The organism is Pelagicoccus sp. SDUM812002, from assembly GCF_031127835.1.
Classification (GTDB): domain Bacteria; phylum Verrucomicrobiota; class Verrucomicrobiia; order Opitutales; family Opitutaceae; genus Pelagicoccus.
This window is the reverse complement of record NZ_JARXHX010000002.1, coordinates 312,406-336,232: the sequence shown is the minus strand read 5'-3', so window position 1 is coordinate 336,232 and position 23,827 is coordinate 312,406. Positions and strand designations below refer to the sequence as shown.

The 23,827-nt window shown below is 55.5% G+C and carries 19 protein-coding genes; 5 read left to right on the top strand and 14 right to left on the bottom strand.

Features of this window, described 5'->3' with window-relative positions:
* Window positions 1–62 precede the first annotated feature (62 nt).
* The 4 genes from QEH53_RS05025 to QEH53_RS05010 form a co-directional block, all read right to left on the bottom strand.
* On the bottom strand, window positions 63–239 hold the full coding sequence (locus QEH53_RS05025) for a hypothetical protein (RefSeq protein WP_309022047.1): 177 nt from the start codon (window positions 237–239) through the stop codon (window positions 63–65).
* Window positions 240–1,505: a hypothetical protein gene (locus tag QEH53_RS05020; protein WP_309022046.1), complete on the bottom strand. Its 1,266-nt coding sequence runs from the start codon at window positions 1,503–1,505 to the stop codon at window positions 240–242.
* A gap of 41 nt (window positions 1,506–1,546) precedes the next feature.
* On the bottom strand, window positions 1,547–1,924 hold the full coding sequence (locus QEH53_RS05015) for an Hpt domain-containing protein (protein WP_309022045.1): 378 nt from the start codon (window positions 1,922–1,924) through the stop codon (window positions 1,547–1,549).
* 62 nt (window positions 1,925–1,986) lie between these two features.
* Window positions 1,987–2,919 carry an HDOD domain-containing protein gene (locus QEH53_RS05010; RefSeq protein WP_309022044.1) on the bottom strand — a complete coding sequence of 311 codons (933 nt, stop codon included), beginning with the start codon at window positions 2,917–2,919 and terminating at the stop codon, window positions 1,987–1,989.
* A 210-nt stretch (window positions 2,920–3,129) separates the two neighbouring features.
* Between QEH53_RS05010 and QEH53_RS05005 the strand changes: the two genes are divergently transcribed.
* From QEH53_RS05005 to QEH53_RS04990, 4 genes are all read left to right on the top strand, one after another.
* Window positions 3,130–3,324, top strand: a complete 195-nt coding sequence (locus tag QEH53_RS05005; RefSeq protein ID WP_309022043.1) for a hypothetical protein — start codon at window positions 3,130–3,132, stop codon at window positions 3,322–3,324.
* A 130-nt stretch (window positions 3,325–3,454) separates the two neighbouring features.
* Window positions 3,455–4,588 (top strand): hypothetical protein, encoded by a 1,134-nt coding sequence (locus tag QEH53_RS05000; RefSeq protein ID WP_309022042.1) that lies wholly within the window; start codon window positions 3,455–3,457, stop codon window positions 4,586–4,588.
* Between the two features lie 87 nt (window positions 4,589–4,675).
* Window positions 4,676–5,191, top strand: coding sequence for a DNA mismatch endonuclease Vsr (locus QEH53_RS04995; protein ID WP_309022041.1), 516 nt, complete (start codon window positions 4,676–4,678; stop codon window positions 5,189–5,191).
* 115 nt (window positions 5,192–5,306) lie between these two features.
* Window positions 5,307–6,518 carry a GAF domain-containing sensor histidine kinase gene (locus QEH53_RS04990; protein WP_309022040.1) on the top strand — a complete coding sequence of 404 codons (1,212 nt, stop codon included), beginning with the start codon at window positions 5,307–5,309 and terminating at the stop codon, window positions 6,516–6,518.
* Between the two features lie 30 nt (window positions 6,519–6,548).
* On the opposite strand, the gene QEH53_RS04985 is transcribed toward QEH53_RS04990, so the two are convergent.
* From QEH53_RS04985 to QEH53_RS04955, 7 genes are all read right to left on the bottom strand, one after another.
* Window positions 6,549–8,174, bottom strand: coding sequence for a fatty acid CoA ligase family protein (locus QEH53_RS04985; RefSeq protein ID WP_309022039.1), 1,626 nt, complete (start codon window positions 8,172–8,174; stop codon window positions 6,549–6,551).
* A 27-nt stretch (window positions 8,175–8,201) separates the two neighbouring features.
* Complete coding sequence (locus QEH53_RS04980; protein ID WP_309022038.1) at window positions 8,202–9,314, bottom strand: HRDC domain-containing protein; 1,113 nt, start codon at window positions 9,312–9,314, stop codon at window positions 8,202–8,204.
* A 10-nt stretch (window positions 9,315–9,324) separates the two neighbouring features.
* On the bottom strand, window positions 9,325–10,179 hold the full coding sequence (locus QEH53_RS04975) for a hypothetical protein (RefSeq protein ID WP_309022037.1): 855 nt from the start codon (window positions 10,177–10,179) through the stop codon (window positions 9,325–9,327).
* Window positions 10,180–10,282: 103 nt separating this feature from the next.
* Window positions 10,283–10,903, bottom strand: coding sequence for a rhombosortase (gene rrtA, locus QEH53_RS04970; RefSeq protein ID WP_309022036.1), 621 nt, complete (start codon window positions 10,901–10,903; stop codon window positions 10,283–10,285).
* Between the two features lie 102 nt (window positions 10,904–11,005).
* Window positions 11,006–13,432, bottom strand: a complete 2,427-nt coding sequence (locus QEH53_RS04965) for a VIT and VWA domain-containing protein (protein WP_309022035.1) — start codon at window positions 13,430–13,432, stop codon at window positions 11,006–11,008.
* Between the two features lie 265 nt (window positions 13,433–13,697).
* Window positions 13,698–15,521 (bottom strand): assimilatory sulfite reductase (NADPH) flavoprotein subunit, encoded by a 1,824-nt coding sequence (locus tag QEH53_RS04960; RefSeq protein WP_309022034.1) that lies wholly within the window; start codon window positions 15,519–15,521, stop codon window positions 13,698–13,700.
* A 167-nt stretch (window positions 15,522–15,688) separates the two neighbouring features.
* Window positions 15,689–17,839, bottom strand: coding sequence for a hypothetical protein (locus QEH53_RS04955; protein ID WP_309022033.1), 2,151 nt, complete (start codon window positions 17,837–17,839; stop codon window positions 15,689–15,691).
* 195 nt (window positions 17,840–18,034) lie between these two features.
* Between QEH53_RS04955 and QEH53_RS04950 the strand changes: the two genes are divergently transcribed.
* The gene (locus tag QEH53_RS04950; RefSeq protein ID WP_309022032.1) at window positions 18,035–19,726 is read left to right on the top strand and encodes a Na/Pi cotransporter family protein; all 1,692 of its coding nucleotides are present in this window, start codon (window positions 18,035–18,037) and stop codon (window positions 19,724–19,726) included.
* 155 nt (window positions 19,727–19,881) lie between these two features.
* Here the strand turns inward: QEH53_RS04950 and QEH53_RS04945 are convergent, their stop codons facing one another.
* The 3 genes from QEH53_RS04945 to QEH53_RS04935 form a co-directional block, all read right to left on the bottom strand.
* A complete protein-coding gene (locus QEH53_RS04945) occupies window positions 19,882–22,695 on the bottom strand; it encodes an insulinase family protein (protein WP_309022031.1) in 2,814 nt (937 codons plus the stop codon).
* A 92-nt stretch (window positions 22,696–22,787) separates the two neighbouring features.
* The gene (locus QEH53_RS04940) at window positions 22,788–23,102 is read right to left on the bottom strand and encodes a hypothetical protein (RefSeq protein WP_309022030.1); all 315 of its coding nucleotides are present in this window, start codon (window positions 23,100–23,102) and stop codon (window positions 22,788–22,790) included.
* On the bottom strand, window positions 23,103–23,795 hold the full coding sequence (locus QEH53_RS04935) for a hypothetical protein (RefSeq protein ID WP_309022029.1): 693 nt from the start codon (window positions 23,793–23,795) through the stop codon (window positions 23,103–23,105). It lies immediately after the preceding gene.
* Between the last annotated feature and the right edge of the window lie 32 nt (window positions 23,796–23,827).

Here is a 23,827-nt window from a genome sequence, read left to right as displayed (position 1 = left end):
AGAGCTTGTCCCTCCAAACGCCTCAGCCACCAGCTGAAGCACTGCAACGAGATTCGGAGAAGCTATCCCGTTTGCTCGGCCGCTTCCGGCTGATAGGGTTGCGAACGAGGCGGCTTGCCTTGGTTCGCGTTTATCATCTGCTGCACCGCGAAGGCAATGCCACTTGCCAGCAACACGCTTCCTAAGACCGCAGCGACCACCCATTTCCCGTTTTTCTTGTTTCCCATGTCAGCGAGCATTCAGCGAACGGGCGGCCGAGGTTCAACCGAATTCGGTGGTTTCGCCGCCTTCGCTAAGCGTGCCTCAGCTGTCGCCGCTAATTCCGCGTCACTCCCCTTCGCCGCCAATCTCCATAGCCTGATTGCCTCCTCGAACCGGCCTAGGCCCCACGATGCCTCTGCTTCGACGAAATCTACCCACGTTAAATCGTTGTCGAAACCTTCGTGGGCCCCCGCAAACTCTCGCACCGATTCGGCGGTGTCCATGGTAATCTCCAACGCGTTCGCTCCCAAAGAACTCCACAACAAGGTCACATAGGTCCGCCCTTCGATCCCCGGGAACTGCCCTAACCGCTCGTCGCCCATCACCTCCAAAGCCTCCGACATCGCGACTTCCTGCTTGCCGAGTCCTCTCTCCAGCTCCGCCAACATCGCACGAAACTTCAAATTTCCCGGAAAAAGCTCAACGAGCTTTGCCATCTCGTCGCGTGACGCTTGCCGATCCCCCTCGAGCTCCAAGCGGATCGCTGACAAGTAATAACCCGCATCCACCTTGCAGAGGAGTCCGCTTTCCCTTGCTTCCTCCATGTAACGAATCCCAGTTTCCCAATCCCCCTTGAAACGCATCAAAAACGCCAAAGGCTTCAAGTACGCCGGTGTACGAGACATATAGCAATTGTGCATTCCCAGCGGCAGTTTAGTGTCATGGTAATTCGGATACTCCGCATGTAGACGACGCATGGTCCTCAAGCTCGAACGCGACTTCCAAAAAGCCGGCCACCAACGATGATGGTCGACGTAATATATCACCTGCATCAGCTCCACCATTGCCACCGCGAAGCGCGCATCAGGGTCTTCAGGGTGGGCCTCCAGGTAATCCTTCGCCCGCTCCAACGCCGTTTCCGAATGTTCCTCGAACGTTGCTTTAGCAACCTCATCCCAAGCTTTGTAGTTCTGCATCCAATACAGATACCCCGCATCTAATAGTCCTGGCACCAGCGACTCTGGAAACGCATTCTTTAAGGTATTAATCTCAGCCGCTGTCCGCGGATCCATATTGTAGCCCATCTCAATGATCCGCTCGATCTGAGATCGCTCGAAATCGAGAAAACGATCTGGCTCCGCCCCCCCACTCAAAGCTCGCGAGAGAAATAAAAGGATAACCCAAAAGGAGACACGAAGCATGAGCCCAAAAGATGAGTTGGGCTCGCATTTGTCGAGCTCCGCCGGAGCAGGTTCTTTTACCTGCTCGAGAGCTACGTCATAAAAAAGGCGAACCGTACTCAACGGTTCGCCCTTTCCTAAAGTTAATAGAAAGCCGATATGCTCTAGTTCGCACCCGCGGCAAGTCCGGGATAACGAGCCATCACCGTCTCGATGCTTTTCTCGAAATCCGCGCGTGCCGACTCTAGACTCTTTTCAAAGTCTTCGGCCGTCAGCGTTTCGATGTCGTCTTCGATGTGAGCGAGCAGATTCGCCACGCGGGTAAATCCAAAGTTGCTAGCCGATCCTTTGAGCTTGTGCGACTCCTTGGCTATGATGACGCGGTCGGTGCTGAATTCCGCTGCGTCGATCTTGCCAAACTGGCCGTTGCCATCTTCTACGAATTCATGGAATAGCTCTGCCATGTCTTCGTCGAATTCGTCTTCCTCTTCGCCAAAGATCATTTCCAACTGTTCCCAGTCGATAAGTTCTGAGTCGCTCATTGCTGTTGATTACTGTTTTGCTGTTGGGATTGTAAAGTGAGAATAATCGCGGAGGTTCTGTCTCAGCTGCCAATGCGCCGGTTGCCGTAGCCTAGCTTGCTTTCCACCGCTTTCTTGACGCCCTTCTTGCCTGGAGTGACGTCGCCGACAAGACCTTGCGCCTTCGCGAAACCTTCTCGTAGAGCCAGCACCACCTTTTGGTACTCTTCTTTGCTCAAATGGAGCAATGCGATGAGCAAGGGATCCGGGCCGGGCATCGCAACGCCGCCGAGACCATCGTCGATGATGGTTCCGATCATGCGTTTCGCGAAGGAGATGAGACACGCCATCCGTTCGTGGTTACCCGCTTCCGAAGGTTCGAACTGGTTGTAGACGGGAACCACGATTTCGTCGGAAAAGCCCCAACGGCGCATTACGGCGGCTCCAACCTTGGCGTGGGTGAGTCCAAAAATTTCCATTTCCTCGGAGGCGATCGCTACGTCTTCCGGAAGGGAATTCTGAAAAGCGACCTCTTTGCCGCGTGACGAAAGCTCCTTCTCGATGAAGACCATGCCGATCCCATGCAGGAGACCGATCGTGTATGCCACGCCCGGATCTTCGCCGTACTTGCGGGCGAGACGTTCCATCGCGAGAGCGCAGGCTACAGAGCGACGCCAGAATTGCCCCGGGCCGAGAGCGTAGGTCTCGAGCGGCTTGGCCATGATGTCGGAAAACGCCAGCATGGTGAGGATCTGGTAAACGTCGTTGAATCCCAGCTGCATGATCGCGTCGTCGATCGAGTCGATGTGGTAGCCTGGATTGAAATAGGCACTATTGGCCGTCTTCAAAATCATCGAGCTGAGAGCGGCATCGAGGCGGATCATCTCGCGGATTTCGTCTGGGTTCGTATTGCAGTCCGAGACCATCGCCTGCAACTGAGGCAAAATCTGCGGTGCGACCGACATCTCCTCTAGGTCGCATACGAGCTCTTCTACATTTAAAGGGTAGTTGATCATAGTAGGCCGAAAATTATTCGTAGGGTGACATCGACCCCTCGTAGGCAAAGTTGAGCTATTCACCGGATGAATTTATTCTAGTAGGCCAATTTAATCGAGCACTCCACGACAGCCCCTTGGACCTCCTTCGCATGTGAACGTAGAGTAAAATACCCACAAGATTTGTACGAAAGCCTAAACTCCTCTACTCAAATACCGATTATTCGGATCGTGAAGACACGAATAGAAATCCAGTTAGACGAAGACGAGTGGTCCATGTTGAACGCCGCGGCGGACAGCATCCAATCCTCCCCGGAGGAGCTAGCGCGCATCTCTTTGATGCAACGCTGCATGGTAATGTCGGTTGACGACGATATTTGCGACAGCACTCGCGGCATGGTCGGGCACGCATTTTCGCTCAACTAGCCATCGTACTCGCCTACCGAAGCACACGCCTCCAAACCCCCGCTTCGCGAGGTCGCGCAAGCATCCGCTAGTCCTTTGGACTCGCCAAGCGACCGCGCCTATAAAAGTTTCACCGCCACTGACTCCCGGTGTGAGACGATACTTCCCCCATTTCATAGCAGCCCTTTTCTTTCTAGCCCTACTCGCCAACAAGTTTGACGCAGAGTACGGCTTTAGCGAGCTCGCCGGCTTCGGCCAAGACTACGAACGCCCGCAGATCGCCGCCCTCAAAGAACTTACGGTTTACGAAAAACCCGACTCTACCGGGTACGACGGGCAATTCTATGTCCAGTTCGCCCTCGACCCCAGCCTCTCCGACCCCGCTTTCGCGAACGCTGTCGACCACCCCTCCTACCGGGCACGCCGCATCTTGCAGCCCGCCCTCTCCTATGTGCTCGGCTTCGGCCAGCCTGCGCTCGTCTTACAGGTCCACTCACTGCTCAATGTCGCCTGCCTCGCGGTCTGTGGGGTTCTGCTCCTCCGCTGGCTTCCCCCTGACAGCTGGCAAAACTTTGCCCGCTGGGCGTCCTGCATCTTCTCTATGGGAGCCTTGGAAAGCGTTCGCTACTCCCTCGCCGACCTGCCCGCGACCACCCTAGCCCTCGCGACTATCACATTGATCGACAAGGGTCGCATGAAGTCCGCCATCGGCACTAACGCCTTCGCCGCGCTCAGCAAGGAAACCTCGCTCATCAACGCCATCACGTTCTTGGCACCGAGCAGAAACGACCCTACTCCAAATAATCGCCGGCTCCTCCAAGGATGTATCGCCGGAGCAACCGCCCTCGCCAGTCTTGGGCTATGGATGCTCTACGTCTCCTCCATCTTTCCTGTAACCGTCAACTCAGCGGACAACATCGGCCTACCCTTCGCTGGGCTATACCGCGGAGTCAGCGACGCCATCCAACAGCTAGCCGCAAAAGGATTCTCCGATCGCTACCTTTTTCGCATCGTCGCCATCGCTGGCCTTCTCTTTCAATTCGTATATCTGGCGGCAAAGCCGCAGCCGAAAAATCGGCTCTGGCTCCTCGGCATCGTTTATGGTTGCCTCTTCCTCACTCTCGGCGACGCCGTCTGGCGAGGTTATTGGGCAGGCTGCCGCATTGCCCTGCCCCTCACCATCGCCTTCAACATCTTACTTTCTTCTAGTAGCAAAACCTTCTTCTGGACAGCTCTCAGCCTGACCAACCTCACCGCCCTACACGCCATCATCCGCTGGCTCTGAGTACCTCGTAGGAGCGTGATTGTCATGCGAAGCGCTTGCACTTAAATATTTGGAACTTGGATCCCCGCTTGCGGAACCCAACGAAAGATGGCGGACAAAATCTCGAAGGCGAAACGCTCTTGGCTCATGTCGCGAGTCGCCAGCAAGCACACAAAGCCCGAACGCCTCGTTCGCAGCTTACTCCATCGCCTCGGTTACCGCTTCACGGTCAACGGCCCGAAGAACAAGAATTTACCCGGACGCCCAGATATCGTGCTCCCTTCGCGCAAAATCGCCGTCTTCGTGCATGGTTGCTTCTGGCACCGCCATGCGGACTGCAAAATCGCTACCACACCGAAAAGCAATACCGCATACTGGGATGCCAAGTTCGCCCGTAACATCGAGCGAGACTGCCAGACGGAAGCTGCACTCCTCCTACAAGGCTGGCAGACCATCACCATTTGGGAGTGCGAACTCAAGCAACTCGACCAACTGGCCGCCCGCCTCGTCAACTCCCTTCCCCGCGCCAAATTTCTCAATCTGCCCGAAGACCTAGACGACCAACAGCTCGTTGCGGAAACCCAATCCGCCTACGCGACCTTCCGAGCACCGCACGAGAAGTAGCGGAAAATACTTATCTTCTTGTAAACTCTCGCTAAAAAGCGGGCCGCCTCGTTGCATCCGGAAAGAAGCTAGCATTCAATCAGTGCAGTTCAGCGTCCAGCCTCACAAATCGTAAATGACCATTGCACCCTTCCCAGAAGACGAGCCAGACCGGCTCGAAGCACTAAAGCGATACGGCATTCTCGATACCGAGGCAGAGGAGCTATTCGACAGCATCGCCAAGATCGCAGCTACGATATGCGATGTACCGATCGCCCTGATTAGCCTCATCGACGAAGAACGCCAGTGGTTCAAGTCAAGGATCGGAATCGACGCCCAAGAAACGCCACGCGAATACGCGTTTTGCTCCCACGCCATCCTCGATCCCGAAAGCCTCCTAGTAGTGACAGACGCCAGCATCGATCCGCGCTTTCGAGAAAATCCCCTCGTCACCGGAGAGCCTGACATTCGCTTCTACGCAGGTTCTCCTATCGTCACCCACGACCGTCAGCCACTCGGCACACTCTGCGTAATCGATACGAAAACCCGCGAACTGACCGAACAGCAGCGCGAGGCCCTACGCCACCTTTCCAAGCAAGTTTGCGCCAACCTGGAACTTCGTCTCGCTCGCAAAAAGCTGGAGCAACTCAACGAAGCGAAAAACAAGTTTTTCTCTGTGCTAGCTCACGATCTCCGCTCTCCCATCTACTCCATTCTCTCCATTGCAGAATTACTCGTCGACCCAGACTCCCGACTGAACGCAACCCAGGAAGAGGAATTCAAAAAGCATCTCCTCAACAACGCTCGCGTCACATCCCAAACTGCCGAAAACCTTCTAGGGCTCATCCAGTTCGAGGAAGGCCGCTTCAACTTCGATCCGCAAACAGTCGTCATTCGAGAAATACTCAGCTCAAGCGAGAGTTCTCTCTCCGGTGCTTGCAGAAGCAAAAAAATCGACATCCTCACTATCTGCGACCCCTCAATTACGGCTTGGGCAGACCCAAGGCTCTTGCAGTCGATTACCCAAAACCTCCTTTCCAACGCGGTAAAGTTCTCCCCGCTCTGCAACAAGGTCATACTGACCGCTACTTCCGACGGAGAAAACGTCAAAATCAGTGTCCAAGACTTCGGAAAGGGTATCAAAGCAAACGTTTTGGAAAACATCTTAACGTCCGAGTCCTCCTACAGCTCCTCCGGTACCGCTGGCGAACACGGATCCGGCCTCGGCCTTACTCTCTGCAAGCAGTTCGCCAAACGCCTCGGCGGAAATCTTGTATTGGTCTCTGAATACGGTGGTGGCACCACCGCAGTTCTCACGATACCCGCCCGGGAACCCGCTGACGGTTAAGCCCGCAGCCTGCAAAGCAGAATACAACCTCTATCGCTTACCGGCGAATTCCTTCGCCAAAGTCAAGCGGTGGATTTTGGCGTTATGACGCACGTCCACAGGAAATCCCTTGTGCAAGAAAAAGTGGCGAATCCCCTGCGTCACATGGCATGCAGCCGCTAATTCGCGAACCTCGTCCAGCAAGGCAGTTTCCTCGAATTTATCATTCGGATACACATCCGAAAATGGTTCCACCACCAAGGCAGGTACAACTCCCCCAACCTCCTCGAAACGAATTAAAGCAGAGCGAAAAACCTTCGGGTGAACATTGACGACGCCTTCGCAGCGATCCGAATAAAAAATGCCTTCATCCGTTTCAACCCGCTCCATCTTGCGACCACAAAACCAGAGGAATCCATCTGTATCCAAATATCCAAGATCGCCGATTCGATGCCACACGCGCTCGCTCTCTTCGATCTTCGAGAGACGAGTCGCTTCCGGTAATTGGTCGTAAGCCTTGGTCACGCTGGGACCCGTCACCACGATCTCGCCGATTTCTCCGTTTGGCAAAGCGTTCGCCAGATCGCTCGCATCCATCGCTCCCTCCTTCAAGGGCAAGATTCGCGCTTCGACGCCAGGCAGGATCTTTCCTACGCAGGTTCCCTCGCCCCGAGCCGAACGCTCAGCTGCTATCTGCAAAACCTCTTCGTCCACCACCGATGAAACGGGCAACACCTCAGTCGCTCCATAAGGCGAATGCACATGCCCATTTGGCAAGATACGCTGGTACTGTTTCATGAGAGGTGGTGGCACTGGAGCTCCTGCCATCAAAATTCGCTTCAAGCTTGGCAACTCAATGTCATGAGAATCACAATACACTCCAATTTTCGCCCAAAGAGCTGGCGAGCCGAACGAGTTCGTCACCCCGCACTGTTGGATGGCTTGCACAATCTTCCTCGGGTCCACCGTAGCCGGCTTGCTGGGATTGATTTCAGGAACCACCGTCGTCATGCCCAAGGCCGGGTTGAAAAGGGCGAAAATCGGCAGCATGGGCAGGTCGACTTCACCGGGCTGAATCTGATACTGTGCACGAATGGCTTCTACCTGAGCCTCGAACATGCCGTGTTCGTAGCAAACACCTTTAGGAGCTCCGGTGGAACCGGACGTGAAAAGCACCGCCGCCAGATCGTCTCTTAACGTCGATTCAGCTGACACTTCTTTGAAAGACTCCGCTACTCGATCCAACGGCCCGCCAACCTTCGTCTTAGCTTTTACCGAACGAAACGATTTTCTGAATACACGCGAAACCCAGATTGCTAGCGAAATGCCGACCAAGTACTCAGGCTTAGAGCGCCGTACGCAGTTAAGAAAGCTTTTCAAGCCCATGCCAGGGTCGATCACTACCGGGACAGCTCCAATCTTGAAAAGGGCGAAGCAAATCGCGATCAATGGCAGGCCAGGCTTTACCATCAGCAACACGCGCGAGCCCTTGCCCATACCCTTAGCTCGAAAGCGCCGAGCCCACTCGTTTTGCTCAGCCGCCAGTTCGCGAAACGTAAGGCTGAGATAGTCGATCGCTCCATCCGCCGTACGCCCACGGGGCACCATTAGGGCGGGGATCTCCGGTTGGGACTGCGCCTTCTCGTCGAGAAAGCGGGACACATTGGCGATCATCATTGTAAATCAACTACAGCACCCGAACAACTACTGAGCCTTCAATTCCTCGAGGCAAGGAGCGAGCAATTGCTGCTGCCAATCGAGGAACCCGCTGAGGTCATCCGGATCGCGGGCAACTTGGGCAACTTGGCTGCGAGTCGCAATCAAAGTGGGATCGATCTCAAGCTCCTTGGAGAGCTTATCGCGAAACGCCTTCACCGTATCTTGACGATCGAGCTCCTGCTGCGAAAGCGGAGCCCGCCGCTCGGGGCGCGGAGGGCGTTGCGGCAAGGTTTTCACGTCGCGGGAGGCTCCGAGCGTGAGGGCGTCCTTGAGCCCTTGGCGAGCGCGACGCTGGATACCCTGGGGAAGCCCTTCGAAAACGAACTCCCAGTTGCCCTCGGATACGCCTTCCGCCAAGGCGATGATGTAGTCATTGCCCAACACCTTGAATGGCGGGCGATCGAGGCGCTTGGCCAGATTCTGACGCCAGTGCCAAAGCTCGTAGACTGCGGCCTGACCGCGCTCGTCTAGACGATCAGAGCGGGAAATACGCCAGGAATTCTCGTCGTTGCGAGGGAAGCCAGACTTGGCAATTCGGATCTGGTTGTTACACCGCTGCTCGAGCCAAGACGCGCGGCCTAGCTCGTTGATACGAGCCATCAGCTTGTCGCGCAACTCGTGCAAATAGAGTACATCCGTCGCCGCATACTTGAGCATCTTAGGTGTCAATGGACGCTGCGACCAGTCGCTCTTCTGGCTATCTTTCGGAATCTTGACTTCGAAATTTTCCTCGAGCAATGCCGCCAAGCCGATGCGTTTGATACCCAGCAGCTGAGACGCGAGCATGGAGTCGAAAAGGCTCTTAGCCTCAAATTGGCAAAACTCTTCAAAAAGTCGCAGGTCGAAGTCGCTCCCATGCATGATGAGGTGCAAGCCTGAGAGGATCTCCCAAAACCGTTCGAGATCGAGATCCGCCGTGACGTCCAGCAGATAGATAGTATCGGCGAAGCGGAGCTGCAGGAGGCAAAGCTTGGTCTCGAAATGGTGCAGGTTGTCCGCCTCACTGTCTAAAGCGACTTCCGATTCACCCGCGAGATGGTCGCACAGCTTTTCCAAGTCGATTTGCTTGTCTACGTAGATGAATCCGTCTTCTTGCATACAGGGATAATCAATCGTTCCAACCCTCGAGAAACGCCTCCACCAACTCCGGTAGATCATCGCTATAACCGCCTTCAAGCAAGGCCATGGTCGGCGTTTTATTCGCCGCCATCCATTGGCCAAGGGTTCTGAAATCGTTCATGCGCAAACTCATCTGGGTAATTGGGTCGTGTTCATAGGCATCGAATCCTGCGGATACAAGTACGAGTTCTGGCTCGAAATGAAGGACCTCGCGCCAAGATTCCTCCAATATTCTAATATGCTCGGCCGGATCACCCTCCGGAGCCACTGGAAAATTCCGGCAGTTCGCCTTCGAAACCAAGCCTGTTCCAGGATAACATGGCACCTGATGCACAGATACATACAAAGCGCCTCCAACCCCTGAGAGGATCGCTTCAGTCCCATTGCCATGGTGGGCGTCGAAATCCCATACGGCTACCCGCGATATCCCTTTCGCCAGGGCTGCCAAAGCGCAAACCGCCACGTGGTTAATATAGCAAAACCCCATCGCTTTCTGTCGTTCCGCATGATGCCCTGGAGGGCGCATGAGAGCGAAGGCGTTGCTACCCGCCATTGCCGCGCCCGCCGCGGCCAAGGATGCTCCGCAGGCAAGGCTCGCGACCTCGTAAATCCCTTCGTGGTAGGCCGTATCCGCGTCAAAATGCTCGGCCACCTGCAAGCGCTCTAGGTGAGATACAGAGTGAGCCCTCAGCAAATCAGCCTCGACCGCGGCCTCGAATGTGGGCCACTTCCAATCCGGATGCCTGTCCCGAAGATGTTTCTCCGTACGCGAGACGCGTTTCGCCCTTTCCGGATGTCCGAGAGCCTCGTAAGCCAAACAGCGCTTGTCGGAAAAAATCAGCATGCTTAAGGACCATGGGCGAACTTTGCTCGAATTGCAACGGCGAGTCAGAGCCACTCCCTACAGCCCCAAAAGCGACCCCAATTTGGCACGTCGCATCGAGGCGTCAGCCAAGCCGTTCGTTAGATATCGTCAGTGAGCCAGACCGCGATAGAGAATAACCCCCTGCGAGCAACGCGGCGGCAAGCCCCGCGAGGTGAGCCTCCCAAGCCACCGAGAAACTCGCCTGCAAGCCACTTACGAAAAAGGGGCTTCTTCCGAAAACCTCTAGCCCGACCTTGCAGATCGCTAGAACCAATGCTCCAGCGCCCAGGCCTTTCAAGACGCGATCTCCTTCCATCTTCCCCTTTTGAAGAAGCTGGAACGCAGCCGCTGCGAACAAAGCAACGTCAAGGCCCGACAAGCCACAGTAAAGTGCGAAACGTCCGCTCCAGCTAAGAGCGATCTCCGAAAGAAGCATCGTTCCGCCAAGCAAAGCCAGCAGACGCCCACGGCATCTGCGCTCGACACAGGCTCCCAAAATCAGGAACGCCCTCAAGTCCCATGCTAAATGCGAAGCCGACGCATGGGCAAAGTGTCCGGTCACGACCTTCCAATACTCGCCCGACTGCAACCAGTCCGCACGCCATGCGAGCGCTTCGAAAGTCGCCGTACCGCCCGCAAACGCTAGGGCTGCGAATGCGCCCAGTAACAAGGTGATCCAAGGGATCCGTGTTTGGATTTTCATAAATTCCCGAGAAGCGAGTTTCGCCATTCCGTTGTGTATTTACCTTAAAGCGACGAAGCTATCACCGCTTCGTCGCTGTCTTCCCCTCCTAACCTTGGCCTACTATCTAACGATCCCAGAATAGGAGTCAGACTCATCCAATCGATCCTCTCCCCAGACGATGTCGACCAACGGAATCGCATTGAAAAGATTCAATCCAAAATGCCCGCGGCGACTTCCCCTGTCGCGATTTTGCTTCACCCGATGAGAGTCCCGTCCATCGTCGTATTCGTAGACTGGACTCACACAGCTTCTCGCAACCTGCTTAACCGGTGGTGCCACATAACCCGCCACCGGCGGCTGACGTCGAGGCTCTTCCCTAGCGTCCTTCTCGCTCACCTCCCAGAACTGAGCGATAGAATGATCGATCGATCCCGAAGGAGCCGTCATCGCTGGCTGGCGTTCCGTCCAACGAGTCCCTCGCAAATCACCCGCCTCCAGCTCACCGACCATCATACCGCCCAATACGATAGCTCCCACGACTGCAGCGTTAGCCGCAGAACGGCGATGCTTGCGAAACAACAACACGCCCGCCCCCAACGCAATCGAACCAAAAAACCAATGCTCGATAGCGCCCGCACCGCCCCCCATGGAGTGGGACTTCTTTTTGTACATCGGGGCGTTTGTATCTACTCGCTGGGCACCCGTCGATGATGAATACGCCTGGCGTGCCTTCATCTCGTGTGCAACCCGTTCCGCATTCCGACGGTCGATTCCATGGCGTGCGTGTCCCGCCGCATCGAGAGCGATCATCGACGTCTCATCGGTCACGATCTGATAGGCCACACCTATATCGCGGATCGCCGCAGTAGCCTCGCCTTCCTCCACGAAGCCCGCCATCTGGTTCACTTGAATCTTGCGCACCTGATCCATCGCCCACATGCGCTCGAGTTCTGGGTGGGACTGATCCACTTTTGGAAATACGAACTCGGTCGAATAAGTCCGATCCTCTCCATTGACGCGAGCCTTCAAAGTCACGCGGGCTGGACCGCCTTCCTCGTAGCGCCCAAAGAGCACAAGCTGGTCGCCGAAGTGGATTTTTCCAATCTTGAAATCACTCACATCGTGCGTATTCACTCCTTCGATACTTATTTCCGCATGACGCATGCTTTCGAACGCGATCTTATTCTTCGCAATCAAGACCTCACCGATAATGTCGTCGCTGTTGGAAACCGCGCGATAGCTGCCTCCGCTTGCATCGCACATTAGCTGCATAAGCGGCCAATTGCTGCTGTTTCCGAGCAAAAATCCATAGAACCGCAAATCCTGCCGTTGCATGATCTTGTAGAACTCTTTCGGGTCAACGATCCCGCGATTGCTTACGCCATCGGTCACGAGGATCAAGGTCGCCACCCGATCCGCATCCAATCGCTCAAGGGCGAGATGTACCCCCGCATAGACATTCGTACCACCGCTCGACTGCAGTTGGTCAAGTCGAAGCAAAGTCTGATCTATATTCGCTTGCGTGGCGCTTACCCACTCACGATTCAGGTCAAAGGCGGTATCATTGAAAGCGATGATCCGAAAGCGATCTTGCGGCTTGAGCTGCCCAATCGACTTCTTAACCCCAGAGACCAAGGTGTGCAGCTTACCCTGCATGCTACCCGAAACATCGAGAGCGAAAACGAAATCCGCCCCGCCTTCGAGCGGCTTGATGTCGACGCCCGGAGTCATTATCATCATGAACGAACCGGACTTGTCCTCATTTTCCCGATACGTCAGCATCTCAAGGCGTCCTGGCAAATTCTCCTCCAATATGTAGTAGAAGACAAAATCCTCATCGAGCACCGCCCCTTGGTTTTCGTAGCGGTAGAGCAAGGTTCCGTCCTCCTGAGCTTGGGCAACGCCACCGAATCCCGGTACGCGAGTACGCGCCACCGGATAGGCCGACTTTAGCTCGACCTGGATGCTGAAGTCGGAACTCACCACGTCGTTCTGCGTCCAAAACGCAGTCGCCCCGTCATCGGTACCACCCTCCTCCAAAGGATAAGTGTAGCGCCCCACTCCGGTATCGATTTTCAGCGGCTCATAATAAACGTAACGCATGCGCACGCTGCCGTGAGCCGGCACTGGGTAGACACTGAATTCAAAATTCTGATACGAATTCTTGTCAGCCTTGCCAACATCGTTGCCTTGGCTTTTCTCGTCCTCGTAGATTCGCTCCGCATCCGCTTTGGCGACGACTTCTCCCTCCAAGACGCGCTCGCCCGCGTGGATAGTGAGTTCCGCCAGCGACCCCGCTTCCGGTACCGGCGCCGTGTAAATAGCCTCTAGTTCATGGTCGTTTGGATTCGAGAAAACCTGCTCCACTTCGGTGCGGGCAAATCCATTGTTGATGACGACTCGAACATGGTGGCTCTGCAAATCAAGCAAGTGGTCCGTAGAGGAAACCGGGGAAAGCAGACCCGCCGCGGAAGCCGCGACCGAGCTGATTACGATGCCAAAGCCCAAAAGCAGGCCACGGCCAAGTGTATGTGTTTCTTTTTTCATGATAGGTAAGCGTTTTGCTGCTCACCCTCTCGCACACCTGATGCCAAGAAGAATTCAAACATTGACAGTCAACAACTTATGCACTTTTCAAATCGTTAGTCCGAAATCACATACGTTTTATGCCCATACAATTTATACTATTTATGTATGGTTAAAATCCAGTCCTTACCCGATCCACCGAACCGGCTCCGCACAGAAAAGCCCGGATCCCCATTGGGATCCGGGCTTGAAAATGTATCCGCTTTCCGGACTCGCAGGTTTTCGACTAGTAAACGTCGCGGCCGTAGCGGCGTTCCTTGGTCATCTGCTTCACGTAAGCATTCGCGTCTTCCTCGCTCATCTTGCCGTGCTCCTGAACGATGTCGATGAGGGCTTGGTTCACGTCTTTGGCCATACGAGTCGCGTCGCCGCAGACGTAGAAGTAAGCGCCCTTGTCGAGCCATTCCCAGAGTTCCGCCCCATTCTCCCGCATGCGGTCCTGGACGTAGACCTTCTCGGGCTGGTCGCGGCTGAAGGCTAGGTCGAGCTTGGTGAGGACTCCCTTCTTGAGGTAGTCTTGCCACTCGGTCTGGTAGAGGAAGTCGTAGGTGTAGCGCTGGTCTCCGAAGAAGAGCCAGTTCTCGCCCGTCGCGCCCGTTGCCGCCCGCTCCTCCACGAAAGAGCGGAAAGGAGCGATGCCGGTGCCGGGCCCAACCATGATGATCGGAGTGCTGGGATCAGCGGGGAGCTTGAAGTTCTTATTGCTGTGGAAATAGACGCCGGCCTTTGTGCCTTCCTTCCAGCTGTCAGCGATGAAGGTGGAGCAAACGCCTTTTTTCTTACGGCCGTAACCTTCGTAGCGAACTGCACCGACGGTGAGGTGCACTTCGTTTGGATGAGCCGAAATCGCAGATGCGATCGAGTAGAGGCGGGGCGAGAGCGGACGGAGAAGAGACACCCAATCTCCAGCACGTAACGAAGACGGATACTCCTTCACGAGATCCACAATGTCACGGCCCCACGCCCAGTCCTTCACCGCATCACGATCCTCCGACATCTTGAGCAGCTTCTTGTGGTCGCAGGCTTGAGCATATTTCTTCAGGATAACCGAATTGATCGTGCGCAGATCTAGGCTCTTGCGGAGCACTTCGCCAAACGGAACGGAAAGATCGTCCTTAAAGGAAACGTTTTCGCGGGCATTGAGCTTGGCCGCGTTGAGGAATTCATCGACCAAGTCTGGAGCATTCTCAGGGATCACGCCCAGAGCGTCGCCCGGCTGGTAGGTGAGGCCAGAGCCTTCGAGAGAAATCTCAGCGTGGACGGTTTCCTTGGCGGAACCCGTTCCGTTGAGATTGATGCAGGAGAGCATCTCCGCAGGAAACGGATTTGCCTTGCTGTAAGCTGGGGCAATCGGAGCCGCCACTGCGGCGCCGCCCGGAAAGGCGATCACCGGGGCTCCGCTGGCCACGGGCTTGGCGATTTCCTTGAGCTTGGCGATAGCGCCATTCGCCCAGCCGCTGTAAGCGCCTTCGAAATCGACGTCGCACTCGACGCGGTCGTAGATGCGAGTGCCGCCGAGCTCTTCCAAGCGCTTGTCGAACTCCTTGGCCATCTGGTTGAACTGCGTGTAGGAACTGTCTCCCAGACCGAGCACGGAGAAATTAACTCCATCCAATAGCACAGCCTTGTCGGCCATGATCGCGTCGTAGAAATCCGAGGCGCGGGATGGCGGCTCGCCTTCGCCCCAAGTACTGACGAGTACGAGCAGGTTTTCTGCCTTGGCGAGATCGTCAAGCTTAGCGTCAGCCATATCGACAACCTTGCACTTAAACCCCTCCGCAGTGGCTGAGTCCTTGACGCGGTCGGCCAGCCCCTCGGCATTGCCGGACTCGGATCCAAAGAGGATCGTCAAGGGAGCGGAGCCACCCGCGGCCGCCGCGGCAACAGCGGAGCCAAACCCTTGATCGCCAGCGACGAGGCCAGAGAAAAAGCCCTTGAGCCAGGCGGCTTGCTGGGCATTGGCCGAACCAAGTATAGCGTTCAGCGCGGCCGTCTGCTCCGGAGCAAAAGGAGCGTCGGCAGGAATGAATTGAGTAGGCGTGTTGCTCATAAGCTTAAAAAAGTCCGTCAAGATCGGTGGCGTCTGCGATGCCACAAGATAAAACTGTCAGCAGGTGCCTTACCAAAGGGTGGTGTCAGCAGGAAATATGACCGGCAGGGAGGGCAGTAAAAAAGCCAGAGGCTAATTTTTGGCAAGCCTCTAATAGAGAGCAAACCCTACAACTCCAAGTCGTGCCAGTTCTTGGTGAGAAAGAGGTGCCCATGAATGCCGTCCACCAGCGGGGCGTAGCTGGATAGAGGGCCAGCTGTCTCCTCCAATGTGCGAACTGAAACGCCGACGAATGTGACCGCCGAACGAGCGCTTTCGCGAGCGATCGATTCTAAAGGCGGATCCTGGGAGACAACGATCACGGGCTCAACCTCGATCCGCGAGTCCTTGAGCAAATCCGCCATCCCAACTTCAGCCGCTTCCCGCCCGTCCTCGTCGCGGATAATGCGCAAGATGCGGATCCGAGCGTCTTGCCAAGCGCGATTGCTCTGCATCAAGTGAGCCAGCGTGATCATCATGGAGCCGTTGGCTCGGGCCGACCACCAAACGTCGATCACCGAGTAAAGATGCGAGTCAGGTTCCTTAGCCTTGGAGTAAACCAGCAGGTTCGTCTCCATCTCGAGGGCTTGGTGCACCGTGCTGGGAAAGTCGTGGTCGCGCAACCAGCCGCTGCCCCACTCGATCATGAGGGTGTTGGGCTGAAGGTTGCCAAGGCCGGACCCTTGCAGCAAAGAGGTCACGCCTTGCTCGAAGTCTTTGGCCACCACGACCTTGGAGAAGGCCGACATTTTTTCCTCACGGATACGCTCGTCCATCTGGCGCGTCAGGGCCTTTTGGCGTTCCATGGAGGTTTTCCAATCCCCGAGAATGATGTGGGAAAGGAAAAGCACTCCCTTATTGGCTTCTAGGTAGCGACCGAAACGCAGCAGCTGGCTGTTTTCCTTGAGGTTGCTCATCAACATGAGGATCGCCGGCCGCCAATTGCGCTGGTGCTGGCGAGATGAGTAGAGCTTGAGCAAGCCCATCCGAGCGACCGCGAACCAAAATCCGCTGCGCATATCTCCCCAGGCCGTCCGGTAGGAGCGGCGCGCGAGCACCGTGTATGAGGTCACGATCAGCGCCACCGCTGCAAAAGTCGCTAACGGATTGAGCAAGAGCATGATGCTGAAACAGGCGATCGCTCCTACCAGCGACACCAGCCAATGTACCTTGAAGGTCGGACGGTAGGTCGGGTTGCTCGTCCAGCTCTCCAGAGCGGCCACGAGATTGACCGCTCCGTAGGTGGCGAGGAAGAACATGGAGATCAGGGGAGCAATCAGGTTCAGGTCCCCCACCCAAACGCAGACCACGCCGATCGCAGCGCTCAGCACCAGCGCGATGCGAGGCTCCTTGCTCGGGCCATGCCCCTTCGAGAGAAAACGCGGCATCACGCGGTCCTTGGCCAAGGCCTGCATCGTGCGCGGAGCGGCGACCAAACTAGCGAGCGCCGAAGACAAAGTCGCCGCCCAAAGGCCAGCGATGACCAGTGGCGGGGCAACCGAGATGGTCTTCATGACCAGGGCGTTGCCTATCAAGTCCTCGCGACTCGCACCCAAGCTCAGCCAAACCAGCTGGAAAAGGTAGACTACGAAGGTAAATCCCACCGCCCAAAGCGTTCCGCGCGGGATCGATTTGGTCGGATCCTTCAAATCTCCCGACATGCTTACACCGGACATGATCCCAGTCACCGCTGGAAAGAAGATCGCGAACACGCTCCAAAAGGACTGCCCCTCGATGTACGCTGGTTCCGAGCGAGCTTCCCAACCATCGCTGATTTGGAAACCCACGAAAAACGAGATCAAGGAGACCGCAAGGGTAGCTAAGATAATGTACTGCGTTTTCACCGCCACGCTCGCCCCGATCCAAGCGACCGCAGTGATTGCTCCGAGCGTGATCAAGGAAAAGCTGCGGGCATCCAAATCCGGAAACAGGTATTGCACCGACTCCGTAAAGCCGACCACATAAAATGCCACCGAGATGGCTTGGGCCAAGTAAAGCGGCAAGCCGATCGCTCCACCGAATTCCAAGCCCAGGCTTCGGGAGACCAGGAAATACGCGCCGCCCCCCTGGGCTTTAGTATTGGTGGCGATCGCCGACAGCGACAGCGCCGAGATGAAGGTCACCAGGTTGGCGATGCAAAGCATAGCGATCGCGCCAATGAGGCCCGCATTTCCGACCACCCAGCCGGAACGCAAGAAGAGGATGACGCCGAGGATAGTAAGCACGTTCGGCACGAACACCCCACCAAACGTTCCAAATTTCTGAGCTGGCTTTTCCATACGAGAAAGCGTGGTCCATCGCGCAATCCTCGGGGCAGAGCAAGCACTGTTGCGAAGTCGAAGAACGAGACCCCTGAATGGGGGTACGAATTTGTAACATTTCTCGTTGCCCCCTGCCCCCAGCTTTCTTCTCCTCTCGCCCATCGAGTTTCCCCGTAGCGGCTCGATCTCCTCCCGTAACCATAAAGCAACACAATGTACGACACTCTGATGCTCCTCCTCCAGGTCCTCGGCGCCTTGGGTATTTTTATCTTCGGCATGAAGCTGATGAGCGAGTCCATCCTCAAATTCGCCGGAGAGAAGCTCCGCTCGATAATGAGCTCGATGACCACCAACCGCTTTATGGGTATCTTGACCGGGCTCTTCATCACAAGCCTCGTCCAATCCTCGTCAGCAACAACCGTCATGGTTGTCAGCTTCGTACACGCCCAGCTGCTCACCCTCACCCAGTCCATCGGAGTGATCATGGGAGCCAACCTCGGCACCACCATCACCGCCTGGATCGTAGCGGCCGGCTTCAAGTTCAGCCTCGCCTCCGTCGCAATTCCCATCATCGGCATCGGCGTTGTCCTCAGTTTTCTAAAAGGCCAGAAGTTCCGCCATTTCGGCAACTTTCTCACCGGCTTCGGCTTGCTCTTCCTGGGTTTAGGCGAACTGAAGGGCTCCGTGCCCGATGTTAAGGCCAATGTAGAAATGCTGGCATGGATCGCCGACCTCTCTAACTACGGATTCTTCTCCCTCATCATTTTCATCCTGGTCGGCACGACTCTCACCGTAATCGTCCAATCCTCTTCAGCCGCCATGGCAATCACCCTCACCATGGCATCCCTCGGCTGGCTCAACTTCGAGCAAAGCGCCGCCATCATTCTCGGCGAAAACATTGGTACCACCATCACCGCCTTCCTCGCCTCCCTTCCCGCCAATGTCGCCGCCAAGCGAGCCGCTCGAGCTCACTTCATGTTCAATATAATCGGGGTCACCTGGATGCTCATCCTGATCACACCGTTCAGCAACTTGGTTCTCTCAGTCTACGACACCGTGTCCGGAGTAGCCCCGGGCCTACTCCTCGAGGGCAATGAGCTTACCACCAAGCTCGCCCTCTTCCACACGATGTTCAACCTCTTCAACATCTGTATCCTCGTCGGATTCACCCGTCAAATCGCCAACCTCGTCACGAGCATGGTCAAAGACCGCCCCGACGCCGCCCGCCAAACCACCTTCCGCTACCTGCGCACCTTCACTCTGGGCACCGGCGAGCTGAACTTCCAGGAAGCGACGAAAGCCGTGCAGCGTCTAGGAGACCTCACCAAGAACATGTTTAAGAAGTTCATCGAAATCTACGAGCACCCGGACCAAGACATGTCCAAGCAAGTTAAGGAAATCGACGTCCTCGAAAAGGAGAGCAACGCCCTCACCGACGAACTCACAGAATACCTCATCCGCTGTACATCCGACGAAGTATCCGAAGAAACACGACAAATCGCCTACTCCTACCTACGCGTCGCCGCAGAGCTCGAGGAAATCGGTGACTGCTGCCACCGCATGACCAACCGTGCCGTGCGTCGATACAAGAAAGACCGCCTCGTCACCGAGCTCGCCGAGAAGGAAGTCGTCCAGTTCGGCAAGCTCGTCGAACGATTCATCGACCTCTACAGCTCCAAGCTCTCATCAGAAGTCTCCGCGGCAGATATGGAGCTCACCCTCGACTTCGAAAAGGCGATCAACGAAAAGCGCAAGGAGCTTCGCAAGCGTTCCGTCAACCGTATGATTGAGTCGCCAGAAAACGTAAAGCCGGAGCTGCTCTACATCGATATCGTCAATACCTTCGAGCGCATCGCCAACCACTCCCGCAATATTATGCAAGGACTGCCCAAGTCGCACGATTAGCGCCAGACGGTCGTATCAGAATTCCTAACACAGGCCGCCCTCTTTATTGGGGCGGCCTTTTCATGCTCAGCTGGAAGTCGGTCAAAATGGGTCCTCCGCTCCGCGAGCCGCAATTCATCGTTAACCTAAGGCGACGAGATCGAACGCCATTCAAACTACTTCGCTGGCATCAGCGAAACCCCACGCACGTTCTCTTCTGAGAACTGGCGAGCCGCAAGGTCCTTGTACTCGTCGAATGAAAGGCCAAACCCATTCTCCAGCAGATCCACGACGCAGCCCAATGTGTTCGGCTTGCCCTGAGACTGCTTGAATAGATTCACCAAAGACGGCTGAGAGCGGGCGATCCGCTTAAGTCCCAGTAGAGCATTCCGCTCCGCTGCAATCAAAAGCGGCTCGGTCAAAGACGCCTCGAAGCTTCCCGCAGCCTGCAACATCATAGCCTCCGCTTCGGCTGCGTCTTCTTTTGAACAAAACAGTCGAACCTTCACTGCATTTGAAAGCGGTATCATTTGCTCACCCACCAATTCAACTGAAAGATTTCCGGCAAAAGCCGGATTCGACGCTAAAGCCCTCTTGAGATGTTCCTCGAACAAAGGCAATAAAACAGAACCGACACGATCGCTCGTGCACGACTTCTCTCCCACCTGCGGAAAGAGCAGAGTTATGTTTCCAACTGTAATACCTTTCTTGAAAGTATCGCGAGAGACTCCCGGTTCATTCCACTTTACCTTCTTGCCGTGGCGAGGTTGGAGCACTTTACCCGAGCGACTCGGAGCCGAACCGAATGTCTTTCGCACATCTCGCAACACAGTGCGTGGCAGCACGTCGCCGACCACCGTCACTTCAATGTAGGCGTTCTCTCGGACCGCTCCCAGCCACTGCTGCATGTCGCTGAACTTTAGAGCCTCGACATCCTCCTTGCTGAAGAAGTTTCGCAGCCGATCGTCTTGAGCGTACAACAACGTATCCAGTTGCACAGAGCTGTTCTCCTCAAAGCTATCCTCAACAAGCGTCTCGAGCTTCTCCAACTCGTCGTTAAAATTCTCCTCATTAAGGTTTCCCGTAACCATCCAGATAAGGATGGTGGAGAAAAAAGACTCCACAGCAGCGTCATCGCTCGCCACTCCGCTCCAGTAAAGATGATCCTTCGTCACACCCGCTTCGATATTATCGATCCCCTTGTCCCGAAGAACATCCTTCACGGTGGGAGCCTCCACTCCGTTGCCGATCTTCGTACTGAGCATCAGGGTACGTAGCAGCGCGTCATAGGCAGGATTCGCAATTCCCATTTCCGAAGTTCCATTTCCGAGGGAGACCATCATCTGCACCCGTCCTTTGAAAGCGTCGCTACGGACAAGATTCATGCGAAGATTATTGGCAAACTCGTACTTTAAAACTGGATACTCCTCAAACCTGATAATCTCAGTGGACTTAACCATTCCTCCTGACTCGAAACCCGCGCCAAAATTCCAGTCCTGGTCAGCGCTGCCTGCCTGCTCCCAAGTAAAGTCGTAGGACTTGCGCATGCCCTTGAGGCGCTTGGCGATAGTTTTCGCGCCGAGAGGCACTCCATCTGGTAACTCCAAGTAGTAGCTAAGCGCCTTCTCGCGGAACAACTGAGCGCAACGCTCCTTCACCGATTCTAAGGTCATTCTCGAAATGATTCCCTGCAGGTAATCGGATAACTTTGCTCCGTAGCGAAACGGGATTTGCTCCAAAACACACCTGACGAGCCGGTCCGCGACCAGAGGCGACCACTCCTTAGAGCTGACCTCCATATCGTAGCTGTAGCGTAAATTCAAATACTCGGCCTTAGCTAGCTCAAGATCCTCAGCCCTCACCCCATGTTGAGCGATTCGGTGAACTGCCTTGTCCGCGCTCAGTATCTGTTCGAGCAAACTCATGACCGGGCCTCGTCTGTTGATGCTCACCGCAGCAAAATCCCCATACATTTCCACGATGCTATTCGGTAAGCTCTCACTGTCTGTCGCATACGACTGGGCTATGCGTCCGATGAAGTCCAAAGTGTAATATTCAAGCTCTGAGGCACGTTTAAACAAGCTACCCACTTCAACTGTATTCGAAATCCAAAGACCGGCTGTACTCGACCGGGAATCTGCGGTCTCGACATCCCCACCAGAACGAAATTTATTATCTTTGCTCGGGAGCGGCACGAGCTCGGCACTGCTTTCCAAAGTCGAGAATTTCTCCTTAATCAGTGACTCCACTTGCTCCGATTCGACTACTCCCGCCACGACCAGCACCATCCGATCTGCCTTGTACCAATTTGACCAAAAGCTCTTCACATCGCTCAGCTCTATACCCGGAAGCGAAGCTCGGATATCCGTGTCACTCAATTTTGAATACGGACTCGAACGTAACAGTACCCTCTCCTTCACGGCCTGTTTCGGTTCGTAACCAGAAATTCCCAGTCCCGAAAAGTATTCCATGCGAGCCTTCACTTCGCCAAAAGATACCTCATCGAACCTAGGAGCAGCAGCGATCTCGTACAAGAGCCCTAACCCGATATCCACTCCCCCAGAGCGCGGTTCCTCTAGGTCTAGCCGAAACAAGGTGTGGCGCAGATCCACCTCGGAAAAGAAACCGGACTGCGGGTTAATTCCGTTCGCAAGTTTGAACTGCACAAGCTGATCGCGACTTACACCGCTCGTCCCGAAATTCGCCAGGTCGATAAGCAACTGCGAGACACCTGCCTTGCCCTTTTCCTCTTGCGCTCGCCCAGCTGCAACCATGAGCCGTAGGCTCACCGCCTCCGCAGCCGAGTCAGTTGGCACGATCACATAGCGGAGCCCGTTGGGTAACTCGCCCCAGATCTCCCCCGCTTCGGGGCTATTGCCTTCGGGAAGTAGCGGCCACTGACCCGCAAATGCGTTGCTGGCATCCACGATAGGGGTGAGGACGGATAGGGAGATCGAAAGTGAAAGGAAGGCAAAAAGTCGTTTTAACATGGAAAAGGGTACGGGATTAATCGGGACACACTTGTCCTTAGCCCCAAGAAGACAACCCCCAATCCGCCTCTGTTCCTTTAACAGCTGAGGTCCTAGCGACGCTTTTTCCAGTTGCCCGGTTGCCGAGCGTTCCGTCGCTGCTTCTTGAATACAGGTAACAATCGCTCCTCCATATACTCAAATGCGGCTTGCAGCCCCTCACGCTCGTAAACTATCCCGATATCCGCCTCCACCTGAGTCGGCTGACCAAAACTCGAGAGAAACTGGTTGCAAGTCATTGCCTTGAAAACCGTTGCCCGCTCACCCAGAGCTATGTCCGTCTGGCGTAAAATCCACTCCCGAGCAAACAACGCCAAAACCGCGTCTCCCACCCAAGCCTTCGTCCTCTTCAATTGCTCGTCGTCCATCTACTTCAAAAAACTCCCCAACCCAGCCGCTGCCAAAAACTGAGCCCCGATCCGTTCAAACGTCTCCATCAACGCTCCCGCCGAGGTCAGCTTGCCGTAACGCACCTCCAGCACCAAACCATCCACGAACACCTCGCCCGCCACGCCTTCGATCGTCACCGTGCAGTTGGAGCAATCCGACGGATAATCCACTCGCGTCTCTCCGCTCTCATCTTCCTCGACAGCATCGATCACCGACTCAACCGAGACTTGGCCGGACAAGCTACAGCGCAAGCGGTCGAAACGCCGCCCCACCGATGCGTTAAATGGAGCCGACTCCAGCAAATCGCGACTCGCCACATCCTTCACACTGGTCTCGATCACGTAATCGCCCGGATCCTCCTCCTCGAGTTCGTAGCGAATCTCCAAAACAAAATCCTTGGTCTGCAACCGGGCAAAGCCAGCTCCCACATCCAGCGAAATTTCCTTTCGCTTGTAGCCGAACTGCTCCCGTACCGCCTGAAATAGTTCTTCGGCCTCCCCTGTCAGCTCCTCCTCACAAAGCTTCTCTAGAAATGCCTGCGTGGCTCCGCAAACCCGATCCGGCACCGTGTGACGCTTTTTGTCGAAGGCTGCCAATCGTCGCACCTCTCCCCGCGTCCTGCCCACAATCGCCAGCGAGCTTACCAACACTTTCACTTCGTCATTTTTCATGGAAACCGTTCCGCCTAGCTATGAAAGCTCTC

What these genes read in the sequence shown, in the direction of transcription:
- QEH53_RS04945 (WP_309022031.1), bottom strand. Translation starts at nt 22,695, where the DNA reads ATGTTAAAACGACTTTTTGCCTTCCTTTCACTTTCGATCTCCCTATCC.
- QEH53_RS05015 (WP_309022045.1), bottom strand. Translation starts at nt 1,924, where the DNA reads ATGAGCGACTCAGAACTTATCGACTGGGAACAGTTGGAAATGATCTTT.
- QEH53_RS05025 (WP_309022047.1), bottom strand. Translation starts at nt 239, where the DNA reads ATGCTCGCTGACATGGGAAACAAGAAAAACGGGAAATGGGTGGTCGCT.
- QEH53_RS04985 (WP_309022039.1), bottom strand. Translation starts at nt 8,174, where the DNA reads ATGATGATCGCCAATGTGTCCCGCTTTCTCGACGAGAAGGCGCAGTCC.
- QEH53_RS04950 (WP_309022032.1), top strand. Translation starts at nt 18,035, where the DNA reads ATGTACGACACTCTGATGCTCCTCCTCCAGGTCCTCGGCGCCTTGGGT.
- QEH53_RS05010 (WP_309022044.1), bottom strand. Translation starts at nt 2,919, where the DNA reads ATGATCAACTACCCTTTAAATGTAGAAGAGCTCGTATGCGACCTAGAG.
- QEH53_RS04960 (WP_309022034.1), bottom strand. Translation starts at nt 15,521, where the DNA reads ATGAGCAACACGCCTACTCAATTCATTCCTGCCGACGCTCCTTTTGCT.
- QEH53_RS04975 (WP_309022037.1), bottom strand. Translation starts at nt 10,179, where the DNA reads ATGCTGATTTTTTCCGACAAGCGCTGTTTGGCTTACGAGGCTCTCGGA.
- QEH53_RS04990 (WP_309022040.1), top strand. Translation starts at nt 5,307, where the DNA reads ATGACCATTGCACCCTTCCCAGAAGACGAGCCAGACCGGCTCGAAGCA.
- QEH53_RS04955 (WP_309022033.1), bottom strand. Translation starts at nt 17,839, where the DNA reads ATGGAAAAGCCAGCTCAGAAATTTGGAACGTTTGGTGGGGTGTTCGTG.
- QEH53_RS04995 (WP_309022041.1), top strand. Translation starts at nt 4,676, where the DNA reads ATGGCGGACAAAATCTCGAAGGCGAAACGCTCTTGGCTCATGTCGCGA.
- QEH53_RS04965 (WP_309022035.1), bottom strand. Translation starts at nt 13,432, where the DNA reads ATGAAAAAAGAAACACATACACTTGGCCGTGGCCTGCTTTTGGGCTTT.
- QEH53_RS04935 (WP_309022029.1), bottom strand. Translation starts at nt 23,795, where the DNA reads ATGAAAAATGACGAAGTGAAAGTGTTGGTAAGCTCGCTGGCGATTGTG.
- QEH53_RS04980 (WP_309022038.1), bottom strand. Translation starts at nt 9,314, where the DNA reads ATGCAAGAAGACGGATTCATCTACGTAGACAAGCAAATCGACTTGGAA.
- QEH53_RS04940 (WP_309022030.1), bottom strand. Translation starts at nt 23,102, where the DNA reads ATGGACGACGAGCAATTGAAGAGGACGAAGGCTTGGGTGGGAGACGCG.
- rrtA (WP_309022036.1), bottom strand. Translation starts at nt 10,903, where the DNA reads ATGAAAATCCAAACACGGATCCCTTGGATCACCTTGTTACTGGGCGCA.